General features: G+C 67.4%; 12 protein-coding genes and 1 pseudogene. 10 read left to right on the top strand and 3 right to left on the bottom strand.

Annotated elements, in window-relative coordinates; all coding sequences use genetic code 11:
- Window positions 1-90 precede the first annotated feature (90 nt).
- Together AB0H75_RS41930 and AB0H75_RS41925 are read right to left on the bottom strand one after the other, a co-directional pair.
- The gene (locus AB0H75_RS41930; protein WP_367806002.1) at window positions 91-684 is read right to left on the bottom strand and encodes a PadR family transcriptional regulator; all 594 of its coding nucleotides are present in this window, start codon (window positions 682-684) and stop codon (window positions 91-93) included.
- Window positions 685-1,068: 384 nt separating this feature from the next.
- Window positions 1,069-2,115, bottom strand: a complete 1,047-nt coding sequence (locus tag AB0H75_RS41925) for a site-specific integrase (RefSeq protein WP_367806000.1) — start codon at window positions 2,113-2,115, stop codon at window positions 1,069-1,071.
- 332 nt (window positions 2,116-2,447) lie between these two features.
- Here AB0H75_RS41925 and AB0H75_RS41920 point away from each other — a divergent pair, with 332 nt between their 5' ends.
- From AB0H75_RS41920 to AB0H75_RS41905, 4 genes are all read left to right on the top strand, one after another.
- Entirely contained in the window at window positions 2,448-3,746 is a 1,299-nt protein-coding gene (locus tag AB0H75_RS41920) for a hypothetical protein (protein WP_367805998.1), read from the top strand.
- An 830-nt stretch (window positions 3,747-4,576) separates the two neighbouring features.
- A complete protein-coding gene (locus AB0H75_RS41915; protein ID WP_367805996.1) occupies window positions 4,577-4,720 on the top strand; it encodes a hypothetical protein in 144 nt (47 codons plus the stop codon).
- Complete coding sequence (locus AB0H75_RS41910; RefSeq protein WP_367805994.1) at window positions 4,720-5,559, top strand: DUF4158 domain-containing protein; 840 nt, start codon at window positions 4,720-4,722, stop codon at window positions 5,557-5,559. Before AB0H75_RS41915 ends, AB0H75_RS41910 begins: the two co-directional genes overlap by 1 nt.
- Entirely contained in the window at window positions 5,540-7,657 is a 2,118-nt protein-coding gene (locus AB0H75_RS41905; RefSeq protein WP_367805992.1) for a transposase, read from the top strand. The genes AB0H75_RS41910 and AB0H75_RS41905 overlap by 20 nt, the downstream gene beginning before the upstream one ends.
- 382 nt (window positions 7,658-8,039) lie before the next feature.
- On the opposite strand, the gene AB0H75_RS41900 is transcribed toward AB0H75_RS41905, so the two are convergent.
- A complete protein-coding gene (locus tag AB0H75_RS41900; protein ID WP_367805990.1) occupies window positions 8,040-8,162 on the bottom strand; it encodes a hypothetical protein in 123 nt (40 codons plus the stop codon).
- Window positions 8,163-8,504: 342 nt separating this feature from the next.
- Here AB0H75_RS41900 and AB0H75_RS41895 point away from each other — a divergent pair, with 342 nt between their 5' ends.
- From AB0H75_RS41895 to AB0H75_RS41870, 6 genes and pseudogenes are all read left to right on the top strand, one after another.
- Entirely contained in the window at window positions 8,505-15,179 is a 6,675-nt protein-coding gene (locus tag AB0H75_RS41895; protein WP_367806199.1) for a DNRLRE domain-containing protein, read from the top strand.
- Between the two features lie 55 nt (window positions 15,180-15,234).
- Entirely contained in the window at window positions 15,235-15,972 is a 738-nt protein-coding gene (locus tag AB0H75_RS41890; RefSeq protein WP_367805988.1) for a hypothetical protein, read from the top strand.
- Between the two features lie 185 nt (window positions 15,973-16,157).
- A complete protein-coding gene (locus AB0H75_RS41885) occupies window positions 16,158-16,796 on the top strand; it encodes a hypothetical protein (protein ID WP_367806207.1) in 639 nt (212 codons plus the stop codon).
- On the top strand, window positions 16,709-17,017 hold the full coding sequence (locus AB0H75_RS41880) for a tyrosine-type recombinase/integrase (RefSeq protein WP_367806197.1): 309 nt from the start codon (window positions 16,709-16,711) through the stop codon (window positions 17,015-17,017). The genes AB0H75_RS41885 and AB0H75_RS41880 overlap by 88 nt, the downstream gene beginning before the upstream one ends.
- 190 nt (window positions 17,018-17,207) lie before the next feature.
- Window positions 17,208-17,543, top strand: coding sequence for a hypothetical protein (locus AB0H75_RS41875; RefSeq protein ID WP_367805986.1), 336 nt, complete (start codon window positions 17,208-17,210; stop codon window positions 17,541-17,543).
- A 63-nt stretch (window positions 17,544-17,606) separates the two neighbouring features.
- A pseudogene (locus tag AB0H75_RS41870) lies at window positions 17,607-17,882 on the top strand (transposase); the annotation flags it as partial.

Raw genomic sequence — 17,882 nt, 5'->3', positions numbered from 1 at the left:
TTCTCTCGGTGTTGCGATCGGATTGATTCAACTAGTCAAGTTTGACTACTTGGCCAAAGTACACGAGGAGGAACGACTAGTAAAGGTTGACTAGAAGCGCATCTTGAGGGGATCGGGGACCGTTCGCCACGAACCCGGATCATCGGCCATGGTGTAGGCGCCCTCAGACAGTCGTTTGCTCAGGCTCTTCGCCCACTCCAGTTCGGTGCGTGCGTGTCCCGCCCACAGTTCGGCCTGATCGCGGACGTGTTCGGGAATGTCGGGGTTCGGGTTCTCCCGCCACTTGGCCTGTTCTACGAGCTCCGCTTCCAGGCGCGCGACCCGCTCGTTGACGTGCGCGATGGCATCTGTCCTGGTCAGCATGGGCAACATGGCGATGGCCGCGTCGAGCATGGTGGGGTCATGGGTGCGCCGCAGACCGTCGCGGACCAGTTCGACTATCTCGTCACGTCCCCGAGCTGTCGCGCGGTACAGAACGCGCTCCGGACCGGAGTTGCCCGGCTCGGCGTGCTCGGTGAGGAGGCCATCAGCCGCCGCCTTCTTCAGCGCGTGATAAATCGAGCCGGGCTTGATCTTGGCCCAAATCTCCGCACGCCAGCTCTGCAGTTCGGACCGCACCTGGTAGCCATGCGCGCCGCCGGAGAGGTGCACGATACCGAGTACCAGGAGCTTCGTCGCCGACATGCGCCCACCTTCGCTCAACCTGCTCGGACTCGCTCCGCTTGCGCGCCCGCCAGGGTCGTGTCAACTCCCACCAACACTAGGGTGCCCTCCTGGTTCGGGTGGTGTCAGCACTGACCTACAAACGGTGCTGGTGGAGACCTCCAAAGCCAACCTGTTGTCACCGAACTCCCTGCACACCCTGCGACTCGACATGGGGTCCCTCTGAGGGCGCGTCGTTCGATCCGGCCAGTTCGGTGCCGATGGCCATGGCGTTGGAGGCGGCCGGGCCTCAGCGCCATCCAAAGATTTCGCGGATCTCCTCGCCCCTCCAGCCCCTGCTGCAGATTCACGAGAAGCGGTCCGGGAGCCCACCACCGCAATGGTGTGACCCTCCCGGCATCGCCTCTACAGCCCGATGCCGCGCAGGGGGTTGTCGGTCCACTTGTCGGCCTGGCGGATGTAGCCGGCGACGACGGGCGAGCCGTCGGCCCAGCGTCCGTGGCGGGTGATCGCGGACATCGGCGCGCCCGCCTTGGCGGCGGAGGTGGCGCCGCCGGCGCGCAGGCCGTGGGCGGTGTAGGCCGCGGCGTCCTCGAGGCCGGCGGCCTCGGCGGCGCGTTTGACGATCAGGTTGATGGTCTGCGGGGTCAGCCGTTCGCGGCGGCCGCGCCCGGCGGCCGGATGGGCGCGGGCGGCGATGCGGCCGTGGCGGTCGATCGGGCGGAACAGCGGCCCGGCTGTCACGCCGGCGCCGGTCAGGTCGGTGAGCCAGGCGCGGGTCACCCGCACGGGGCAGGTCTGCGGGTGCTGGCCGTAGGGGATGGCGACGCTCTCGCCGTGGGCGTCCTGGTCGGTCTTGCTGAACGGGAGGTACAGTTCCAGGCCGTCGGCGGTGAAGGTGAGGTCGTCGAGGTCGATGTCGGTGATCTCCGAGCGGCGGCCCATCAGGGCGAAGCCGAGCACCAGGACGGCATGGTCACGCCGTCCCGTGGGGGTGCCGGCGGGCAGGGCCTCGACCATCGCGCGCAGCCGGTCGATGGTGATCGGCGGGGACTTGCGGGGGCGGTGGCCCTGCTGGGCGCGCTCGCGGCGGTAGGCGCGCAGGGCCAGCCGGGCCGCGGTGGTGGCGGGTTTGGCGAGCTGGGCGTGGTCGTGGGCGGCCAGCACGCAAGCCAGCGCGCGGTCGATGGTGGAGGGGGCGTAGTGCTGGGCGGCCAGGTGGGCGACGTAGTTGGCCAGGGTCGCGGGGGTGGCGGGCAGCAGGGTGCGGCCGGTGGATGCGCACCAGGTGGCGTAGGCGCCGAAGTCGCGGGCGTAGGCGAGGCGGGTGTTGGCGGCCAGGCCCTCTTCGACCAGCCGGGCCGTGCGGCCCTCCAGAAGGTGCTCCTGCGGGGCGGGCGGCGCGGGGGTGCGTTCCGGTAGTCGTTCGGGGGCGTCCATAGGGTTTTCCATGATCAACTCTCTGGTTAGCGATAAGGAAGGTTATCGATACTCAACCCTTCCGATGTAGTCGACATGAGCCAGGCGCTCGACAGCAGGAAGGGCGCAGGCGGATCTTGGGCACTGACATCGGGTGACCAACAGACTGACACCAGTGACAAAACCCCAGTTCAACGAAATGACCAGTCACACCTCTCGGCTCCTGAGCCCTTGAACGAACCGGCCTCGTCAGCTACTTGCGGGAATCTTTCCTTCTCGCAAGTTACTTCACACTCCCGGCCGCGCAACGAACTTGATTTTCTGATTTGTATTTTCTGGAAAATCAAAAATGGTAGGGTGAGCACGTGACTGCCGAGACCAGTTATGTGACGCCCTGTAAGCACTGTGGAGCGCCGATCGAGCAGCGCCGGGGGCGCGGGCGGCCCAAGGCGTACTGTCCCGAGAAGGACTGTCAGGCGGCGGCGAAGCGCGAGCGGGAGCTGCGGCGGGCGACCCCCGGCCTGGAGGGGGCGCTGGCCAGGGCCGAGCAGCTGTACGACCGCATGGAGAGCGGGCTGGCTGCGGCCATCGAGCCGCTCGCGCGGGCGCTGGCCGAGGAGCTGAGCCCGGCGGGGGTGGAGGCGAAGCTCAGCGCGGTGCAGGCCGAGGCGCACACCCGGGTGGCCATCGCGCGTACGGAGCGGGAGCAGGCGTTCGAGCAGGTACGACTGGCACGCGAGGCGGCCGAGCACGCCCGCAGGCAGACGGCCGAGATGCGGGTCCGGCTTGAGGAGGCCGAGAGCGAGAAGGAGACCGCGCTCGGCGACGCCGAACGGGCACGGGAGCAGGCCCTGGCCGCGCTGCGGGAGGCGGCCAGCACCGAGCGGCAGGCGTTGCAGACGGCCGCGGACGCGCAGCGGCGGGCGAAGCTCGCCGAGCGGCGGGCCGCGGAGGCGGCGCGGCAGGCCGAGCTGGCCGAGCAGGCCCGCGACCAGGCCGTCCGGGAGCTGGCCGAGCGCGTGGAGCTGGCCGACCGGCTGGCGGCGGAGGCCCGGGCGGAGGTGGCCCAGGCCCAGGAGGACGCCCGGGCCGAGGTGGAGCGGGCCAAGGAGGAGGCCCGCGTACAGGTCGCGCAGGCCGAGGAGACGGCACGGGCCGAGGTCGGCCGGGCTCGGGAGGAGGCCGGACAGGCCCGCGAGGAGCGGGACCGGGCACGGCAGGAGGCCGCGGCGGCCGCTCGGGAACAGGAGCGGGCCGAGCGCGAGCTGATCGCGGCCCGGGCGCGGGAGGAGGCCGCGGCGCAGGAGCGCGAGCGGGCCCTGGAACGGGCCGTCGCGGCCGAGCGGGCGGCGGCGGAGGCCGGCCGCGACCGGGACGCGGCGGTCCAGGAGGCCGAGAAGGCCGCGGCCGAAGTGCAACTGCTCACCGGGAAGCTCGCCGAGGCCGAGGCCAAGGGGGCGGCGGCACTGGCCAGGGAGCGGAAGGCCGCAGCACGGGAGAAGGCCCGGGCCGAGGCCGCGGCCAAGGAGCTGGACCAGGCGCGGGCGGAGCTGCGGCTGGAGCGGGTACGCCTGGAGGACCTGCGAGCGGAGCTGGAGAACGCCCGCGCGGAGGCGGCACAGCTACGGGAGCGGGCGGTGGCGGCGGAACTGCGCTCCAGGTGACCGCCTCACCTCCGACGCTCCAGCCGGCGTGGTGCCGCTGACCACCGGGCGGCCGACGCCAATCCATCCAGGTCAAACGCCGCCGCGCCGGCCTTGGGCCGGACAGGGACGCGGCGGTGCTCCAGGTCGAGGTCCTCGACGTTCAGCGCCAGGATCTCCGCGACCCGGGCGGGCCGTTTCGGACAGCATCCGCCTCAGGGCCTTCCCCCGCAGCGGGATGTCGCGGCGTGACAGCAGCCGAGGAATGGTGGTCTTGGCGACCCGGGCGGGTCTCATCAGCGCTCTCCTCGCGGCGTTCGGCCTCAGCCGGGACCAAGGGGGCGGCCCGTGCTTCTTGGTGCGGCACCAGGCCAGCCAGAAGGTGTCACGGTGGCGCGGTTGCGGTCCAGGTCGCCGGCGCGCTCTCGCCCCACGACTCGGCGAGCGTCGCCGCGCCACCATAAGCGCTATGTACGTGATAACAGATCTTTATCGCGCATGCCCTGCCCCTGGCCTCGGTACCTAGGTACCGAATGAGGCCCTTCTCGCGGAGCGCCAAAACCCGGTCTAATCCTCCCCGAAGGCCGATCATCGGATCCAGCCGAGATACGGGTAAAACCGGCCATGAGCCGATCTTGAGAACGTCAGGGCATGCCTGCTGCGCGTCCGGGGTTGGGGCGCTCGATACCGGCGCGAACCTTCCGTGACGGATGGTGCGCAATCTCGGACGCCGCTTCTCGGTAGAGGAATGCCGATTCTAGATTCCGCGTTCCGTCTCGCGCATTGTGTTCGGTCGGCTACAGTACGACCCGTTCTGTGGTGATCGGGGCTGCTGGGGAAGGCTGTGCCTGATGGCCTCGATCGACAAGACCGCCTACCCGCGGTTCAAGCGGACCATCTCCGAGCGCGAACTGCGCGCGGCGTACTCGCCGAGCTTGGCGGAGATGGACTGGGCGCGGGAGATGACCGACGCGACGAGACTCGGCTGTCGCTGATGGTGTGGCTGAAGTGCTGTCAGCGGCTGGGACGGTTCCCGCGGCTGGCCGAGATCCCGGCTCAGGTGATCGAGCATGTACGGAGCGAGCTGGGTCTGCCGGAGCAGGTCGTCATGACGGATGTGGCCGATCGGACGGGACGCAACCACAAGGCGCTGGTGCGGGCCCGGTTGGGGCTGGACGGCGATCAGGCCGCTGCGCGCAAGCTGGCCGAGCAGGCGATCCGGCAGGCGGCCAAGACCAAGGACCACCCTGCCGATCTGATCAACGTGGCGCTGGAGGATCTGGCCAAGAACAGCTGCGAGTTCCCGGCGTTTTCCACCCTGGACGACCTGGCCTCTCAGGTGCGCTCGGAGGTCAACGGCGCCATCTTCACCCTGGCCTACGGCCGGATGAGCTTCGATGACCATGCGCGCCTGCTGGCGATGCTGGAGGTGGATCCGACCACCGGCCGCAGCGGCCATGACCGGGCCAAGAAGAGCGCGCCGCGGGCCACGGTGACCAAGCTGCGCCTGCAGCTGGACCATCTGGCCTGGCTGGATGGCATGGCTGGGGCCAGCGACGCGTGGCTCAAGGGGGTCCCCGCTTTCAAGATCGCGCATTTCGCGGCCGAGGCGCGGGCGCTGGACGCTGCCGAGATGCGCGATTACGGCGAGGTCAAGCGAATCGTGCTGGAGGCGTGTCTGCTGCACCAGGCGCGGGTGAGGGCCCGTGATGACCTGGTGACCATGTTGTGCAAGCGGATGAACACCATGCACAACAAGGCCCGCGAGCTGCTTGAGACCATCCGGGCCGAGGCAGCGTCAGCGCAACGAGCGGATGCTGGCGGTGCTCGGTGACCTGCTGAGCGCGGCCAAGGAGGTCGATCTGGCGGCTCGGAACGCGGCGAACCCGTGGACGGCGGTGCGGCGCCGCCATGAGACCGGCCGGGCGGTGCTGGAGACGATCGAGATCAACGGCGGCCTGACCGGCCTGGTGGCCGAGCACGAGGCGCTGGCCGCCTTCCACGGCGACAACTACCTGCCGCTGCTGGACCGCTTCTACCGCTCACACCGCGGGCTGCTGCTGCGCCTGGCAGGCGTACTGGTGCTGGAGCTGGCCAGCACGGACCGCAGGCTGCTGGAGGGGCTGGAGTTCGTACGCGCCAATGCCACCCGCACCAGCGAGTTCATCGGCGACGAGTACACCGCCGAGGAGGAGGTCGTCGATGAGTCGACCGGCGAGGTCTCCACTGTGACGGTGCGCAAGCACGTTGACGTCTCCTTCGCGCCGGAGGCATGGCAGAAGGTGATCGCCGACAAGCGGCGCCCCGGCAAGTTGGTGCGCCGGCACTTCGAAATCTGCGTCTTCTCCTGCCTGGCGGACGAGCTGGTGCGCGGGGATGTGGTGGCGGTCGGCTCAGAGGCCTACGCCAACTGGCAATCCCAACTGCTGAGCTGGCAGGACTGCCAGCCGCACCTGGCCACCTACTGCGCCGAGGTCGGCCTGCCCACGACGGCCTCGGAGTTCGTGGCGCAATTGAAGACCCGTATGAAGAACGTGGCCGCGACCGTGGACGCGGGCTACCCGGACAACGCCGACCTTCTCATCGACGAGCAGGGCGGGCCCTCGCTCAAGGCCCGCAAGTCCGCCGGGTACAGCGCGGAGGCGCTCAAGCTGGCCACGGCCGTCAAAGACCGGCTGCCGGAACGTTCCCGGCTGGAGATCCTGACCCGGACCACCCGGCACCTGCGCTGGTTCCGGCACTTTGGGCCGCTGTCGGGATCGGAGGCCAAGCTGACCGACCCGCTGGAGCGCTACCTGCTGGTCGCCTTCGCCTACGGCTGCAACCTGGGCGCCGCTCAAGCCGCCCGGCATCTGGGCGGCCGCGTCAGCGCGCACGAGCTGTCCTACACCGTGCGCAAGCACGTCACGCTGACCAGTTTGAACAAGGCGGTCGCCGATGTGGTCCACGCCTACCTGCGGCTCGACCTGCCCAAGGTGTGGGGGGAGGGCAACGCGGTGGCCGCCGACGGCACCAAGTACGACATCTACGTGGACAACCTGATCGCCGAGTTCCACATCCGGTACGGAGGCTACGGCGGCGTCGCCTATCACCACATCGCCGACAACTACATCGCGCTGTTCTTAAGATTCGTGCCGTGCGGGGTGTGGGAGGCGGTCTACATCATTGAAGGGCTGCTGGAGCAGGAGAGCGAGGCAGCCCCCAAGGAGATCCACGCCGACACGCAAGGCCAGTCGTTCCCGGTCTTCGGCCTGGCGCACCTGTTCGGGTTCGAGCTGCTGCCGCGTATCCGCAACTTCCGGGACCTGATCTTCCACCGGCCCGAGCCGGGCGTGCGCTACCGGCATATCAACGCGCTGTTCGGCGAGCCGATCAACTGGCAGCTGATCGAGAACCACTGGCAGGATCTGATGAAGGTGGCCATCTCCATCCGCGAGGGCGAACTGTCGTCGATCACGCTGCTGCGGCGACTGCGGCACGACTCCAAGCGCAACAAGATCTACCGCGCCTTCCGCGAGCTGGGCCGCGTGATCCGCACCATGGTGCTTCTTCGGTACGTCTCCGACGCCACGCTGCGGGAGAACATCACCCGGGCCACCAACATGGTCGAGTCCTACAACAACTTCTCCAAGTGGATCGGGTTCGGCAACAACGGAGTGATCGCCGAGAACGAACCGGAGGAGCAGGAGAAGGCGATCAAGTTCAACACCCTGGTCGCCGACCTGGTCATGTATCAGACCACGCTGGACATGTCGCTGGTGCTCAACCAGCTGCGCAGCGAGGGCGAGACGGTGCATCGCGCCGACGTCGCCATCATGTCGCCCTACCAGGAAGACAACGTACGCCGCTTCGGCGACTACATCTACGACCTGAACGCGCCGCTGGAGGGCATGGAGGTCCATCTCGATCTCGGGGAGGAGGCGGCTGCCTGACACGAGCCTGTCTGCGCGCCGCCGCGCGCCCCCCGGCCCTGGTATCAGGCGTTGTGCCCGGCGGGCCAGCCGCCGAGGCTGAAGGCGTGACCGTGGCTGTAGGTGTCCAGGCCGGTGCGGATGTAGGTGACGACGTCGTCGGGCAAGTTGTCGAGGCCGAACCAATCGAGTTTGTCGCATTTTGCCGGGCTCGGCGTTGACGGGCTCCCCGGTCCAGCGGGTGGCGGCGAAGAAGACGCCGATGCGGGACTGCCCGTCGGGGCCGGCGTGGTGGCACAGGTGCGCGACGGCCAGGTCGGCGGGGTCGATGATGATGCCGAGTTCCTTGCGGGCTTCGGGGGCCGCCGGTTTGCCGGCGTCTAGGCAAGCCGCCGGGCACCGATCAGAAGCCATCGGCGAAGCGGGTGCTGGCGCGTAGCAGCAGCAGGACCGTGCCGTCGCGGACGAGAAGGAGGTGCACGCCCATGTCGGGCCGGAAGACCTCGGTTGGTTCGGTTGATTCCAAGCGCCAGATCCCAGAACTCGTCCTTGGAGCCACCCACGGGAACGGCAGGCCGTGGTCGACCGCCCGGAGCGCCACGTGGACATGCAGGTGATCGCGACTACATGTCGGATCACCTTTTCAACTTACTCTTTTTTTAAGTGATCTTTACTGATACCTTCCTGTCCGATATGCCACCTATTGCAGCCTGCGCACCTTATGTGTGGGTCTACTTGCCATGCCTGCAAAAAGGAGAAACGCTAGGTGACACCGGATCCTTGGCAGCGAGGCTTACCCCTTAGCCTGCCGCGCACACCACGCGCCGGCTTACGCAGCCGCCTCGCGACCGTCGGCGTGGTGACCACCATGGTCGTCAGTCTCGCCGCTATTCCCTCGTGGGCGGAGGAGCTCACCCCGACCCCCCAGCCGTCCTCAAGCGCTGATACCACCCCGGAGCCTTCCGGCAGCGAGAAAAGGGCCGTCGATAAGGTCCTCGAGGCCGCCAAGGCCAAGGCGGCTAAGTCGGGCAAGCGGGTAGAGATCTCGGAACGTAACACCGAAACCGCCACTCTGTACGCCAATCCGGACGGTAAGACGCTCCGCATAGAGCTGAACCTTGAGCCCGTCCGGGTCAAGAACGCCAACGGCGACGGCTTCACCCCAATCGACACCACCCTCGTCGAAACCGGTGGCGTCATCAAACCCGAGGCGGCCAAGGGCGACCTGACACTGTCGGCAGGCGGCGACAGGACGGCGATCAAAAGCAAGGACTCCAAGGCCACCTTACGCGTCGATGCGATCCGTGAGCTGCCCAAGCCGATTCTCAAGGGCAGCACCGCCACGTACCCGTCGGCGTACGGCAAGGGCATCGACCTCGTGGTCAGCGCCACCCCGACTGGGTTTCGGCAGCAAATTGTCATCCGGGAGCGCCCGGCCGGGCCGGTGACCTTCCGCATCCCTGTGGATCTGCCCAAGGGGCTCTCATTCGGCAAGGGCGACAGCGGTCGGCCGACGCTGAAGAGCGCGGACGGCAAGCCGTTCCTCGACATCCGGCCGGCGCCGCTGCTGGACGCGGTCGCCGCCGACCCCAGCGGCGACCTCGATGCTGCCAAGGTCGGCAGGGCGGCCGTCGCTCTGGACGATTCGACTCTGGTGTACAGGCCGGACCCGGCGTTCCTCGCCGACCCGGCGACGGCGTACCCGGTGACCATGGCCGCCGTTGATGACGACTGGTATGAGTGTGAGATCGACACGCCGTCCAGCACGTACTGCCCCGGCGGGGTGAGTTCGCCGTACGACGGCGAGCCGATGGACACCTTCGTCAACAACGCGGACTACCCCGACAGCTGGTCCAACTTCAACCTCGACCGGATCCTGGTCGGCAAGTCCAACAGCGGCAGCGTGCGCTGGCGCAGCTACATCCAGTTCCCACTGCCCGCCAAGAGCAACCCGTTCTGGGGCTCGACGATCCAGAACGCGGACCTGACGCTGTGGAACCACCTGTCCAACGACTGCGGGCTCCGTGTCGGGTCAGGCATCACCGCCCGCCGCGTCATCTCCGACTGGGACGAACTGGAGATGACGTGGTCCAACCAGCCGTCGGTCACCAGCGTGGGCGCGGACACCGAGTACGGCGGGTACAACAGCGCCAACTGCACCGGGTCGTTCAACTATGAGTGGGATCTCATCCATTCGGTCAACGGCATCGTGCAGGCATGGGCCGACGGGGAGCCTAACTACGGCATTCAGCTCACAGCGGGCAGCGAGTCCGACGTCACGAACTGGCGGCGTTACCGCACCCGGGAGTCCACCTACCCGTACCCGGCGCACGCGCCCAGGCTCAGCGTGGACTTCGCGCCGTCCGTGACCACGAGAGAGCTGTTGTACTGGTCGGAAAGCGGCCCACCACGGACTTCGGCACCGTCCCCCCAAGAGGCGCTGTCGCTCGCGCAGAACCACTACCCGAATGTGCCGAGTATCCCTGCGATCAGCGACGACGAGGCCATCCGGCTGGAAATTGAGCGTGGGCGTCCCTACGAGATCGGGCCTGAGCAGCTTCAGCCACTAGAGGGAGAAGACTGGAGTCACCCGGATCCGCTCGGGGACGAGCAGGCGCCTCAGGTGGTATCTGTCACCCCGGCGGAGGGCGCGACCGACGCATCGGCCTCGACGAAGGTGACGGTCACATTCGACGAGCCCGTCACCGGCGCGGTGATCTCGGTCGAGGACTCGAGCGGTGCTCCTGTCCAGGGCACTGCCAAGATGGACACCACCGGCAAGACCTTGACCTTCACTCCCGGCCAGCTTTTGAGGGTCGGGGGCACGTACAGGGCTGAAGTCCGCGACGGAAGAGACGCCTCCTACAACCGCATGGACGAGCACGCGTGGTCTTTCGCCGTCGGCGGCCTGTTGGCGAGTTGGACGTTCGACGAAGGAACCGGAACCTCAGCCGCCGACTCTTCCGGCAATGGCCACACCGCGACGCTCAACAAGACGGCGTCCTGGATCGCCGGAAAGACCAGCAACGGCATCTCCAACACACCTGCCCAGGCGCTCGCCGTCGCCTCGCGCGAGGCGGCACGCCAAGGAAAGGCCGTTGAGGTCGTCGAGGAGACGACCGCGACCAGCATCACGTTCGCCAAGCCCGACGGGAAGACGTTCAAGACGGAGATCGCCGCGGGTCCGGTGCGTACTAAGCAGGGCAGCACCTGGGTCCCGATCGACACCACTCTTGCCGAGCAGGGCGAAAAGCTGCGTCCCAAGGCGCTCGCCGAGGACGCCGTTGTGGAGCTCTCGGCCGGGGGGACGGATCCCTTCGTCAAGATGACCACCGATGGGAAATCTTACGCGCTGCGCTGGCCAACACCGTTGCCCAAGCCGACCGTCAAGGGCAGCGTCGCCACATACACCGACGCCGCCGGTGTTGGGGCTGACCTGGTGGTGACGGTGCTGCCGACCGGCTTCCGGCACGACGTGGTGCTGCGGCACCAGCCCTCCAAACCACTCGAACTGCGCATCGGCGTAGAAAACGACGGTCTTACCCTGACCGAGGGCAAGGGCGGACAACTGCTGCTGAAGGACCGGGGCAAGAAGCTGGTCGCCTCGGCGCCGCAGCCTCTGATGTGGGATGGCAGCGCCAAGGGTCACCTTCCGCCGGCCAAGAGCGCCAAGGTCGACACCGACCTCGTCACCAAGGACGGCCGCACCGAGCTGGTGCTCAAGCCCAACCACAAGTTCCTCACCGACCCGGGCACCATCTATCCGGTGAGGGTGGATCCGACGGTCACCTTGCCGCTCAGCGCGGACGTCGGGGTGGACAGCGCCAGCACCGCCGACTGGCCCGCCTACCCCTCCGGCTGGACCATGCTGGCCGGCACGCAAACCGGCGGCTACAAGTATCGGGTGCACCTGAAGTTCGAAACCGCCGGCCTGGCGGGCAGCACGGTGACCGACGCCAGGCTATCGATGAACACCTTGGACGCGCCCTCCTGCGGCACTGCGGTCGGTGCCGGCATCCAGGTGCGCCGCCTGACCGGGGCCTGGGACCCGAACAACGTCTACTGGGCCAACAAGCCCGCCTCCACCACCGAAGACGCCTCGACCAACACCAAAGGCATCAACCAGGACTGCGCCACATGGCCGGACGCCATGGAGTGGAACGTCACCGGGATCGCCCAGGACTGGGCCGCCGGAGCCGCCAACCACGGCCTGGTGCTGCAGTCCCCATCCGAGACCAACGTCAACAACTACCGGGTGTTCACCGCCTCAGAGGACCCCGACTTTAACATTCCGCCGAAACTGACCATCACCAGTTCCGGCCCGGCATCCGCCCCGACCGTCACCGCCCCGGCCATCACTCCGGCTCAGAACGTCGGCGGCGTCACCGTGACCAGCTCACTCACGCCGCAACTGGCCGCCACCGTCACCGACACGGTCGGCGGCAATCTGACCGGGGAGTTCGAGGTCGAGCACGACCCGGCAGTCACCGGGCAGGGCACCGGCCAGATCTGGGCTAGCGCCTCGCTGGCGGTCACGTCCGGCGGCCAGGCCACGGTGACGATTCCCGCAGGGAAGCTGACCGACGGCTGGAAGGTCCGCTGGCGAGCCCGCGCCGCCAACGCCGCCGCCGCCACCACCTCGGCGTGGTCGGACTGGCAGACGGCCACCGTCGACGTACCCAACCCGACCGTCGGCGCCTTCCAGGTCACCCCCTCCCAGGTGGTGGATGGCATCACCGTAGCCACCAGCCTGACCCCGGCCCTGCGTGCCACGGTCATCGATCCGGCCGCACAGCCAGTGCGGGCGGAGTTCGAGGTGGAGCACGACCCGGCCACGTCCGGGCAGGGCAGCGGCCAGATCTGGACCGGCGCCGTGGGCGGCGTCGCCTCCGGCGCGCAGGCCTCGGCGACCGTTCCCGACGGGAAGCTGAGCGATGGGTGGAAGGTGCGCTGGCGGGTCCGGGCCATCAACACCGCCACCACTGTCGGCTCGCCGTGGTCGGACTGGCAGGCCTTGACCATCGACGTGCCGGACCCGGTATCCGAACCGGCCGTCGGCGCGCTGCAGGTCACCCCGTCCGAGCAGGTGGACGGCACCACCGTCACCCCCACGCTCACCCCAGCCCTGCTGGCCCAGATAAGCGACCCGGCAGGCAAGCCACTACGGGCCGAGGCTGAGATCGAGCACGACCCGGCCGCGGCCGGGCAGGGCAGCGGCCAGATCTGGACCGGCGGCGCCGACAACGTACCCGTCGGCACGCAGGCGAGCATCGCTATCCCGGCGGGCAAACTGGCCGACGGGTGGAAGGTGCGCTGGCGGGCCCGCGCGGTCTCATCCACCGCCGCCTCCGCCTGGTCGGACTGGCAGTCCTTCACCGTCAGCTTGCCCAAGCCCACCGCAACCGGCCTGACCATCACTCCGTCCAAGGTGGTGGACGGCGTGACGGTGACCGACACGCTCACGCCGACGCTGAAGACGACGGTGACGAATCCGGCCGGCCAGCCCGTCCGGGCGGAGTTCGAGGTCGAGCACGATCCAGCCGCGGCCGGGCAGGGCAGCGGCCAAATCTGGACCGGCGGCGTCGATGACGTCGCGCACGGTGGTCAGGCGAGCATCGTTCTTCCCGAGGGGAAGCTCTCCAACGGGTGGAAGGTCCGCTGGCGTGCACGCGCCGTCGCGGGCGAGTCCTCCTCACCCTGGTCCGACTGGCAGTTGGTCACCGTTGACCTCGTCGAGCCAGGCGAGGAGGCACTGGCGATCACAGAAGGCCCGGTGATCCACACCGATCAGAGCTTCACCGTCGCGGCCTGGCTACGGTGGTCCGATCACGACGGGGACTACAGCGTCATCGAGCAAAGGGGTGCCTATCAGTCACCGTTCCGCCTCGGCAATACTCCGGATCACGGTCTGGTCTTCACACTGACCAATAGCGACACCGCGAACGCGGTGAGCGAAGGTGTGCTCTCTGAGGTTCCACCGCCGGTTAACGACTGGTTCCACCTTGCGGGCGTCTATGACGCCGACAGCAAGGTCGCTTCCCTGTATCTCAACGGCCAACTCGTGGGTTCAGCGCCGATCAGCTCAGCGGCCTGGAGCAGCGACTCGGCGATGAGCCTCGGCGCCACCATGCGCGGAGATCTCGACGAGACGCGCGTCTACCAGCAGGCGCTGACCGCGGCACAAGTGAACGAACTGGTGAACCCGCAACCCACCGAGACACCGGCCAAGGCCGACGCTCGGGCTTCCACGGCACAGGCGGCAGACTTTGACTACGAACACATGACGCTCGAACAGTGCGAGGCCGAACGCGACAATCGGGTCGGGGAAAGCGGGACGTGGAACACCGGCAAAGGCTGGGACAAGCTCGTACCGTATGGAGGTTGCTGGAGCCGCCATATGCTGTTCGTTATCTACGAGAAGACGGAGAAACGCGACAAGACGTGCAACTGCAAGGTCACCGTGGAAAATGTCGATGACTTCCTGAACTTTGACATGACCGTCGTCATGCATAGTTATCTCGGTGACAGCAGCGGCCTATCGGTCGTGGGCGGAGCCGGCAGCGGGCGAGGTCCCCGGGACATCAAGGTGTGGACCAGAGTCGACAACTTCTGGACCGAAGACGACGATTTCTTCAACTCGCTTCTCGGCCTCGACAACACCGACCCCGAAGACCTCGACAACACGCTCAAGCTCGAACTCGAGGTCACCGGCGGGTCGACCGCCTGTTCAACCATCTACTCCTCCGGGGACAACGGCGGGCTCACCCGTACCGCGAGGATGAAGAAGTGGATAGACGATGGGGACGACGTCTTCATCTTCCACTCGGAGAACGGAAGCCCAAGTCGCTGCACCATCATGCCGTGGCTCATCTACAACAACCCGCTGACACCGGGAAACAGCGATCAGCAAGTGGTCGCGGGCTGGGGCGAGGGTACCTGGCTCACCACCGGAAACCAGCAGTTGCGAGACAGCGCACCGCGGGTGCGCTGCGACAACATCCCGATGGGATCCGTGGCCGGAAACTACGCCGGCGGCTGCGTCTTCTACGGCTCCAGCCGTGTTTACCGCATGTCCACCACCGACTTGAACAACGGAGCCGTGGCCAGGCACATCAACCTGGCATTTACAAAACCACAGGACACCGTGCCCTTCAAGACGGACGGCGCCAAACACATTCCGGGGAACTGGAACGCCAGCCACTCCACTCCGGAAGGGAAGCCGCTCGAGCGGATCTACACCAACACGAACAGACACGAACAGAACGTCAAGGCGAAGGACGCGGTATGCGACGAGTTCTTCGACCAGCGCCCCCGACAGGTGACAGGAGAACCCGACAAGGCGAAGTGGGAACAGTGTGATGAGTTCCCGTTCGCGTCCACGAAGCAGGGAGCCGCTTACCAGGATCCCACCTACGGCAAGAACAACTTCTCCGTGCTCAGCATTCTGGGCAGCCAGAACACGAGTGCCGGGAACGACCTCGGTGTCTTCTACGCGAGATACCGTGTGCTGTCCGGCAACCCGTTCTGGGTTGCGGTGAAGTAACAGGCCCGCGCGGGCGCCGCCCCGGCGGCGCCCGCGCGCACACCAGGAGACTGCGATGAGGCACGTAGAGCGGCTGTGGCATTTGGCATATGACTATGGCATGGGCGAATCGTTCATGGGCATGTGGGTGCGAAATTTGGGGATTGAGGAAACCGCCGTCCGATTGGGTGCCGACACTGCGACCGGCAGGGACTGCGCCTGGGCCGACCTGCTGAAAGGGGTGGATGTCAGTGGCGGGGCGGGCGTTGTCTGGATCGGCCGCCTCAACGACGAATGGCTGCAAGTCATCCACCGAGGTGCCGACGTCCCCGACGCCTTGCCGCAACTGTCCGCTGGTCGTGGCCAGGCTCTGTCCTTGGGCTGGAGCGTCGAGGGGGTCGGGGATCTCGTGTACGCGGTCGACGGTGCCTACGCCACCTTTTTCAGCGTGACCCGGCCGAACCGGCGTGGCGGCTCCCAGCCCGACGCGCTCGACGCGTACGCGGAAGGGCTGCTGTTCGACGTCCAGGATTCCTCTTGGGAGAACGATCCAGCCCTACCGGAGGGCTGGATGGAATACACCGCCTGGGAGGAGGCACGTGGGGAAGGCGACATGTCCGACGACGACTATGAGGACATGCGGCCGGAGTGGTGGGATCTGCAGGCACTTGCCATCAACGGGTACAGTCCGCCACTGGCCACTGCCGTCACCTCGGCGCTGACTCTCGTCGGACGCGTGACAGGGCGAGAGCTGGACGAGAGCTGGATGAGGGGAATCCACACCCGTTTTCTGATGACCAGTCACAACGGCTGAGCTCAGGCATCGGGAGGCAGCAGTCGCGGGCGGGAGGGTACTGGTGGTCCGACCAACCCGGCCGTCTTCTCCATACTTCCGAGATCGCGCGCTCCAACCCCTCGCAAATGCCGGGAGCCGCTTCCGAGATTACGAAGCGCCGTCAGGGTGCTCGCCCCACTCGGCTGCCGCCCGCTTACGACGCGGTGCTCGGCGAGTACGCCGCGGCGCTGGAGCGCGCGCCGCTGTCGGCCGAGACCCGGCGCACCTACCGCTCGCGCGTGCGCATGTTCCTGTCCTGGCTGGCCGACCACGCCGCCACCTATTCCACCGATCCCCTCGCCGATCGCCAGGCGTGGGACTGGGCGGTGCGCGACTACCGCATGTGGCTGCTGCGCGACGCCCCGCCAAGCGCAGCCGCGTCTACGTCAACTTCGCCCTCACCGCACTGGACGACTTCCACGTCCGCCGAGGCCTGGGCAAGGCCGACGTCGCCCGCGAAGACCTGCCCAAAAGCGCAACCCCGCGCCCTGGAGGAGCGCGCCCGCGTCCGCTGGCTGCGCGCCGTGGGGGCGCATCTGCCGCCCCGGGGCCGGTGCATCGCGCTGATCCCGTACTACGCCGGCGCGCGCATCAGCAAAGTCGTCCGCCTCGACGTCGGCGATGTCCAGTTGTCGGCCCGCAAGGGCCGGCTGCGCCTGTACGGCACGGGCGGCAAGTTCCGCGAGGTCGACATCCACCCAAGCTCCGCAGCGAGCTGCGGCTCTGGCTGGATGAACGCCCCCACTGGCCCCGCGCCGGCGACAACCCAGCCCTGTTCCTCAACGCCAAGGGCGGGCGGCTAACCGCCCGCGCTGCGGGCGGCATCATCGCCGAGATCGCCCAGACGGCTGGGCTGGATGATCTCACCACGGCGCACGTTCTGCGCAACACGCTCGCCACCACGCTGGTCCGCGGCAAAACCGACCTGTCCTGGTCGCCGAAATCCTTGGCCACGCTCGCCTGGAGACGACTCGCCGGTACAGCTTGCCATCCGACAAGGACAAGGAAGACGCCCTCAAGCTGATCACGGTTGACCGCTGACCGCCCGCCTGCCTGCGGAAACGGGCGTCAAGATCGACTCATGGCCGGTTTTACCCGTATCTCGGCTGGACCCCAGCATCTCACGGTCGCAGACGGCTCTGGGAGCAGGCTCCGGTGGAGAACCCTTCCCGAGGCCGAGGAAATCCCGGAGCGTACGAAGCGAAACTTAAGGCATGATCACAAAAGCCCTCGGATTAGCACTGGCCGCAGCCGTGTTGCCCAGCATCCCGGCCTCTTCGACCAGTCTGCATGACTGTGCGAACGCGACCACACGTTGCGACGGCAGCGTCGATGTCCCCCTCGATTGGGAGAACTTCTCCTCTGAACGCATTTCCGTGGCCTTCGCCTGGATTCCGGCCAAGGACGCCGACGGCACCGTGGTGGCCGACCTCGGCGGCCCAGGGCAGACCCTGCCGACCGTACCCGAGATGCAGCGAGTGCTCGGACCCGTGGCTGCGTCCACGGGAGTGGTGTACGAGTTTGACCTGGTCACAGGCGTGGCGTCGTGAAATGAAGACGGCCATCGCGTGATCCTTCGAGTAGCAAGATCAAGATCGAAGGAGAACCAGGCGATGGCCGTAGACAACAGTGTGACGCCCGGGCAGTGGCTGGCGCGGCAGATCGAGACCGACGACCCGGATCTGTTGCGATCCATGGCGGGAGACCATGGCCGAAGCGTTGATGTCGGCTGAGGCCGACAGCCTGTGCGGAGCCGGTTATGGCGAGCGAAGCAGCGAACGGACCAACTCTCGCAACGGCTACCGCATCCGCGAGTGGGACACCCGCACCGGAACGATCGAGCTGGCCATCCCGAAACTCCGGTCGGGCTCCTACTATCCGGACTGGCT

The organism is Nonomuraea sp. NPDC050783 (assembly GCF_040802095.1).
Classification (GTDB): Bacteria; Actinomycetota; Actinomycetes; order Streptosporangiales; family Streptosporangiaceae; genus Nonomuraea.
This window is presented reverse-complemented; position numbering and strand designations above follow the sequence as displayed.

Excerpts from the sequence above, each read along its gene's own strand:
- AB0H75_RS41915 (WP_367805996.1), top strand. The coding sequence starts at position 4,577 with ATGGCCTCGATCGACAAGACCGCCTACCCGCGGTTCAAGCGGACCATC.
- AB0H75_RS41905 (WP_367805992.1), top strand. The coding sequence starts at position 5,540 with ATGCTGGCGGTGCTCGGTGACCTGCTGAGCGCGGCCAAGGAGGTCGAT.
- AB0H75_RS41890 (WP_367805988.1), top strand. The coding sequence starts at position 15,235 with ATGAGGCACGTAGAGCGGCTGTGGCATTTGGCATATGACTATGGCATG.
- AB0H75_RS41930 (WP_367806002.1), bottom strand. The coding sequence starts at position 684 with ATGTCGGCGACGAAGCTCCTGGTACTCGGTATCGTGCACCTCTCCGGC.
- AB0H75_RS41875 (WP_367805986.1), top strand. The coding sequence starts at position 17,208 with ATGATCACAAAAGCCCTCGGATTAGCACTGGCCGCAGCCGTGTTGCCC.
- AB0H75_RS41925 (WP_367806000.1), bottom strand. The coding sequence starts at position 2,115 with ATGGAAAACCCTATGGACGCCCCCGAACGACTACCGGAACGCACCCCC.
- AB0H75_RS41895 (WP_367806199.1), top strand. The coding sequence starts at position 8,505 with ATGGTCGTCAGTCTCGCCGCTATTCCCTCGTGGGCGGAGGAGCTCACC.
- AB0H75_RS41910 (WP_367805994.1), top strand. The coding sequence starts at position 4,720 with ATGGTGTGGCTGAAGTGCTGTCAGCGGCTGGGACGGTTCCCGCGGCTG.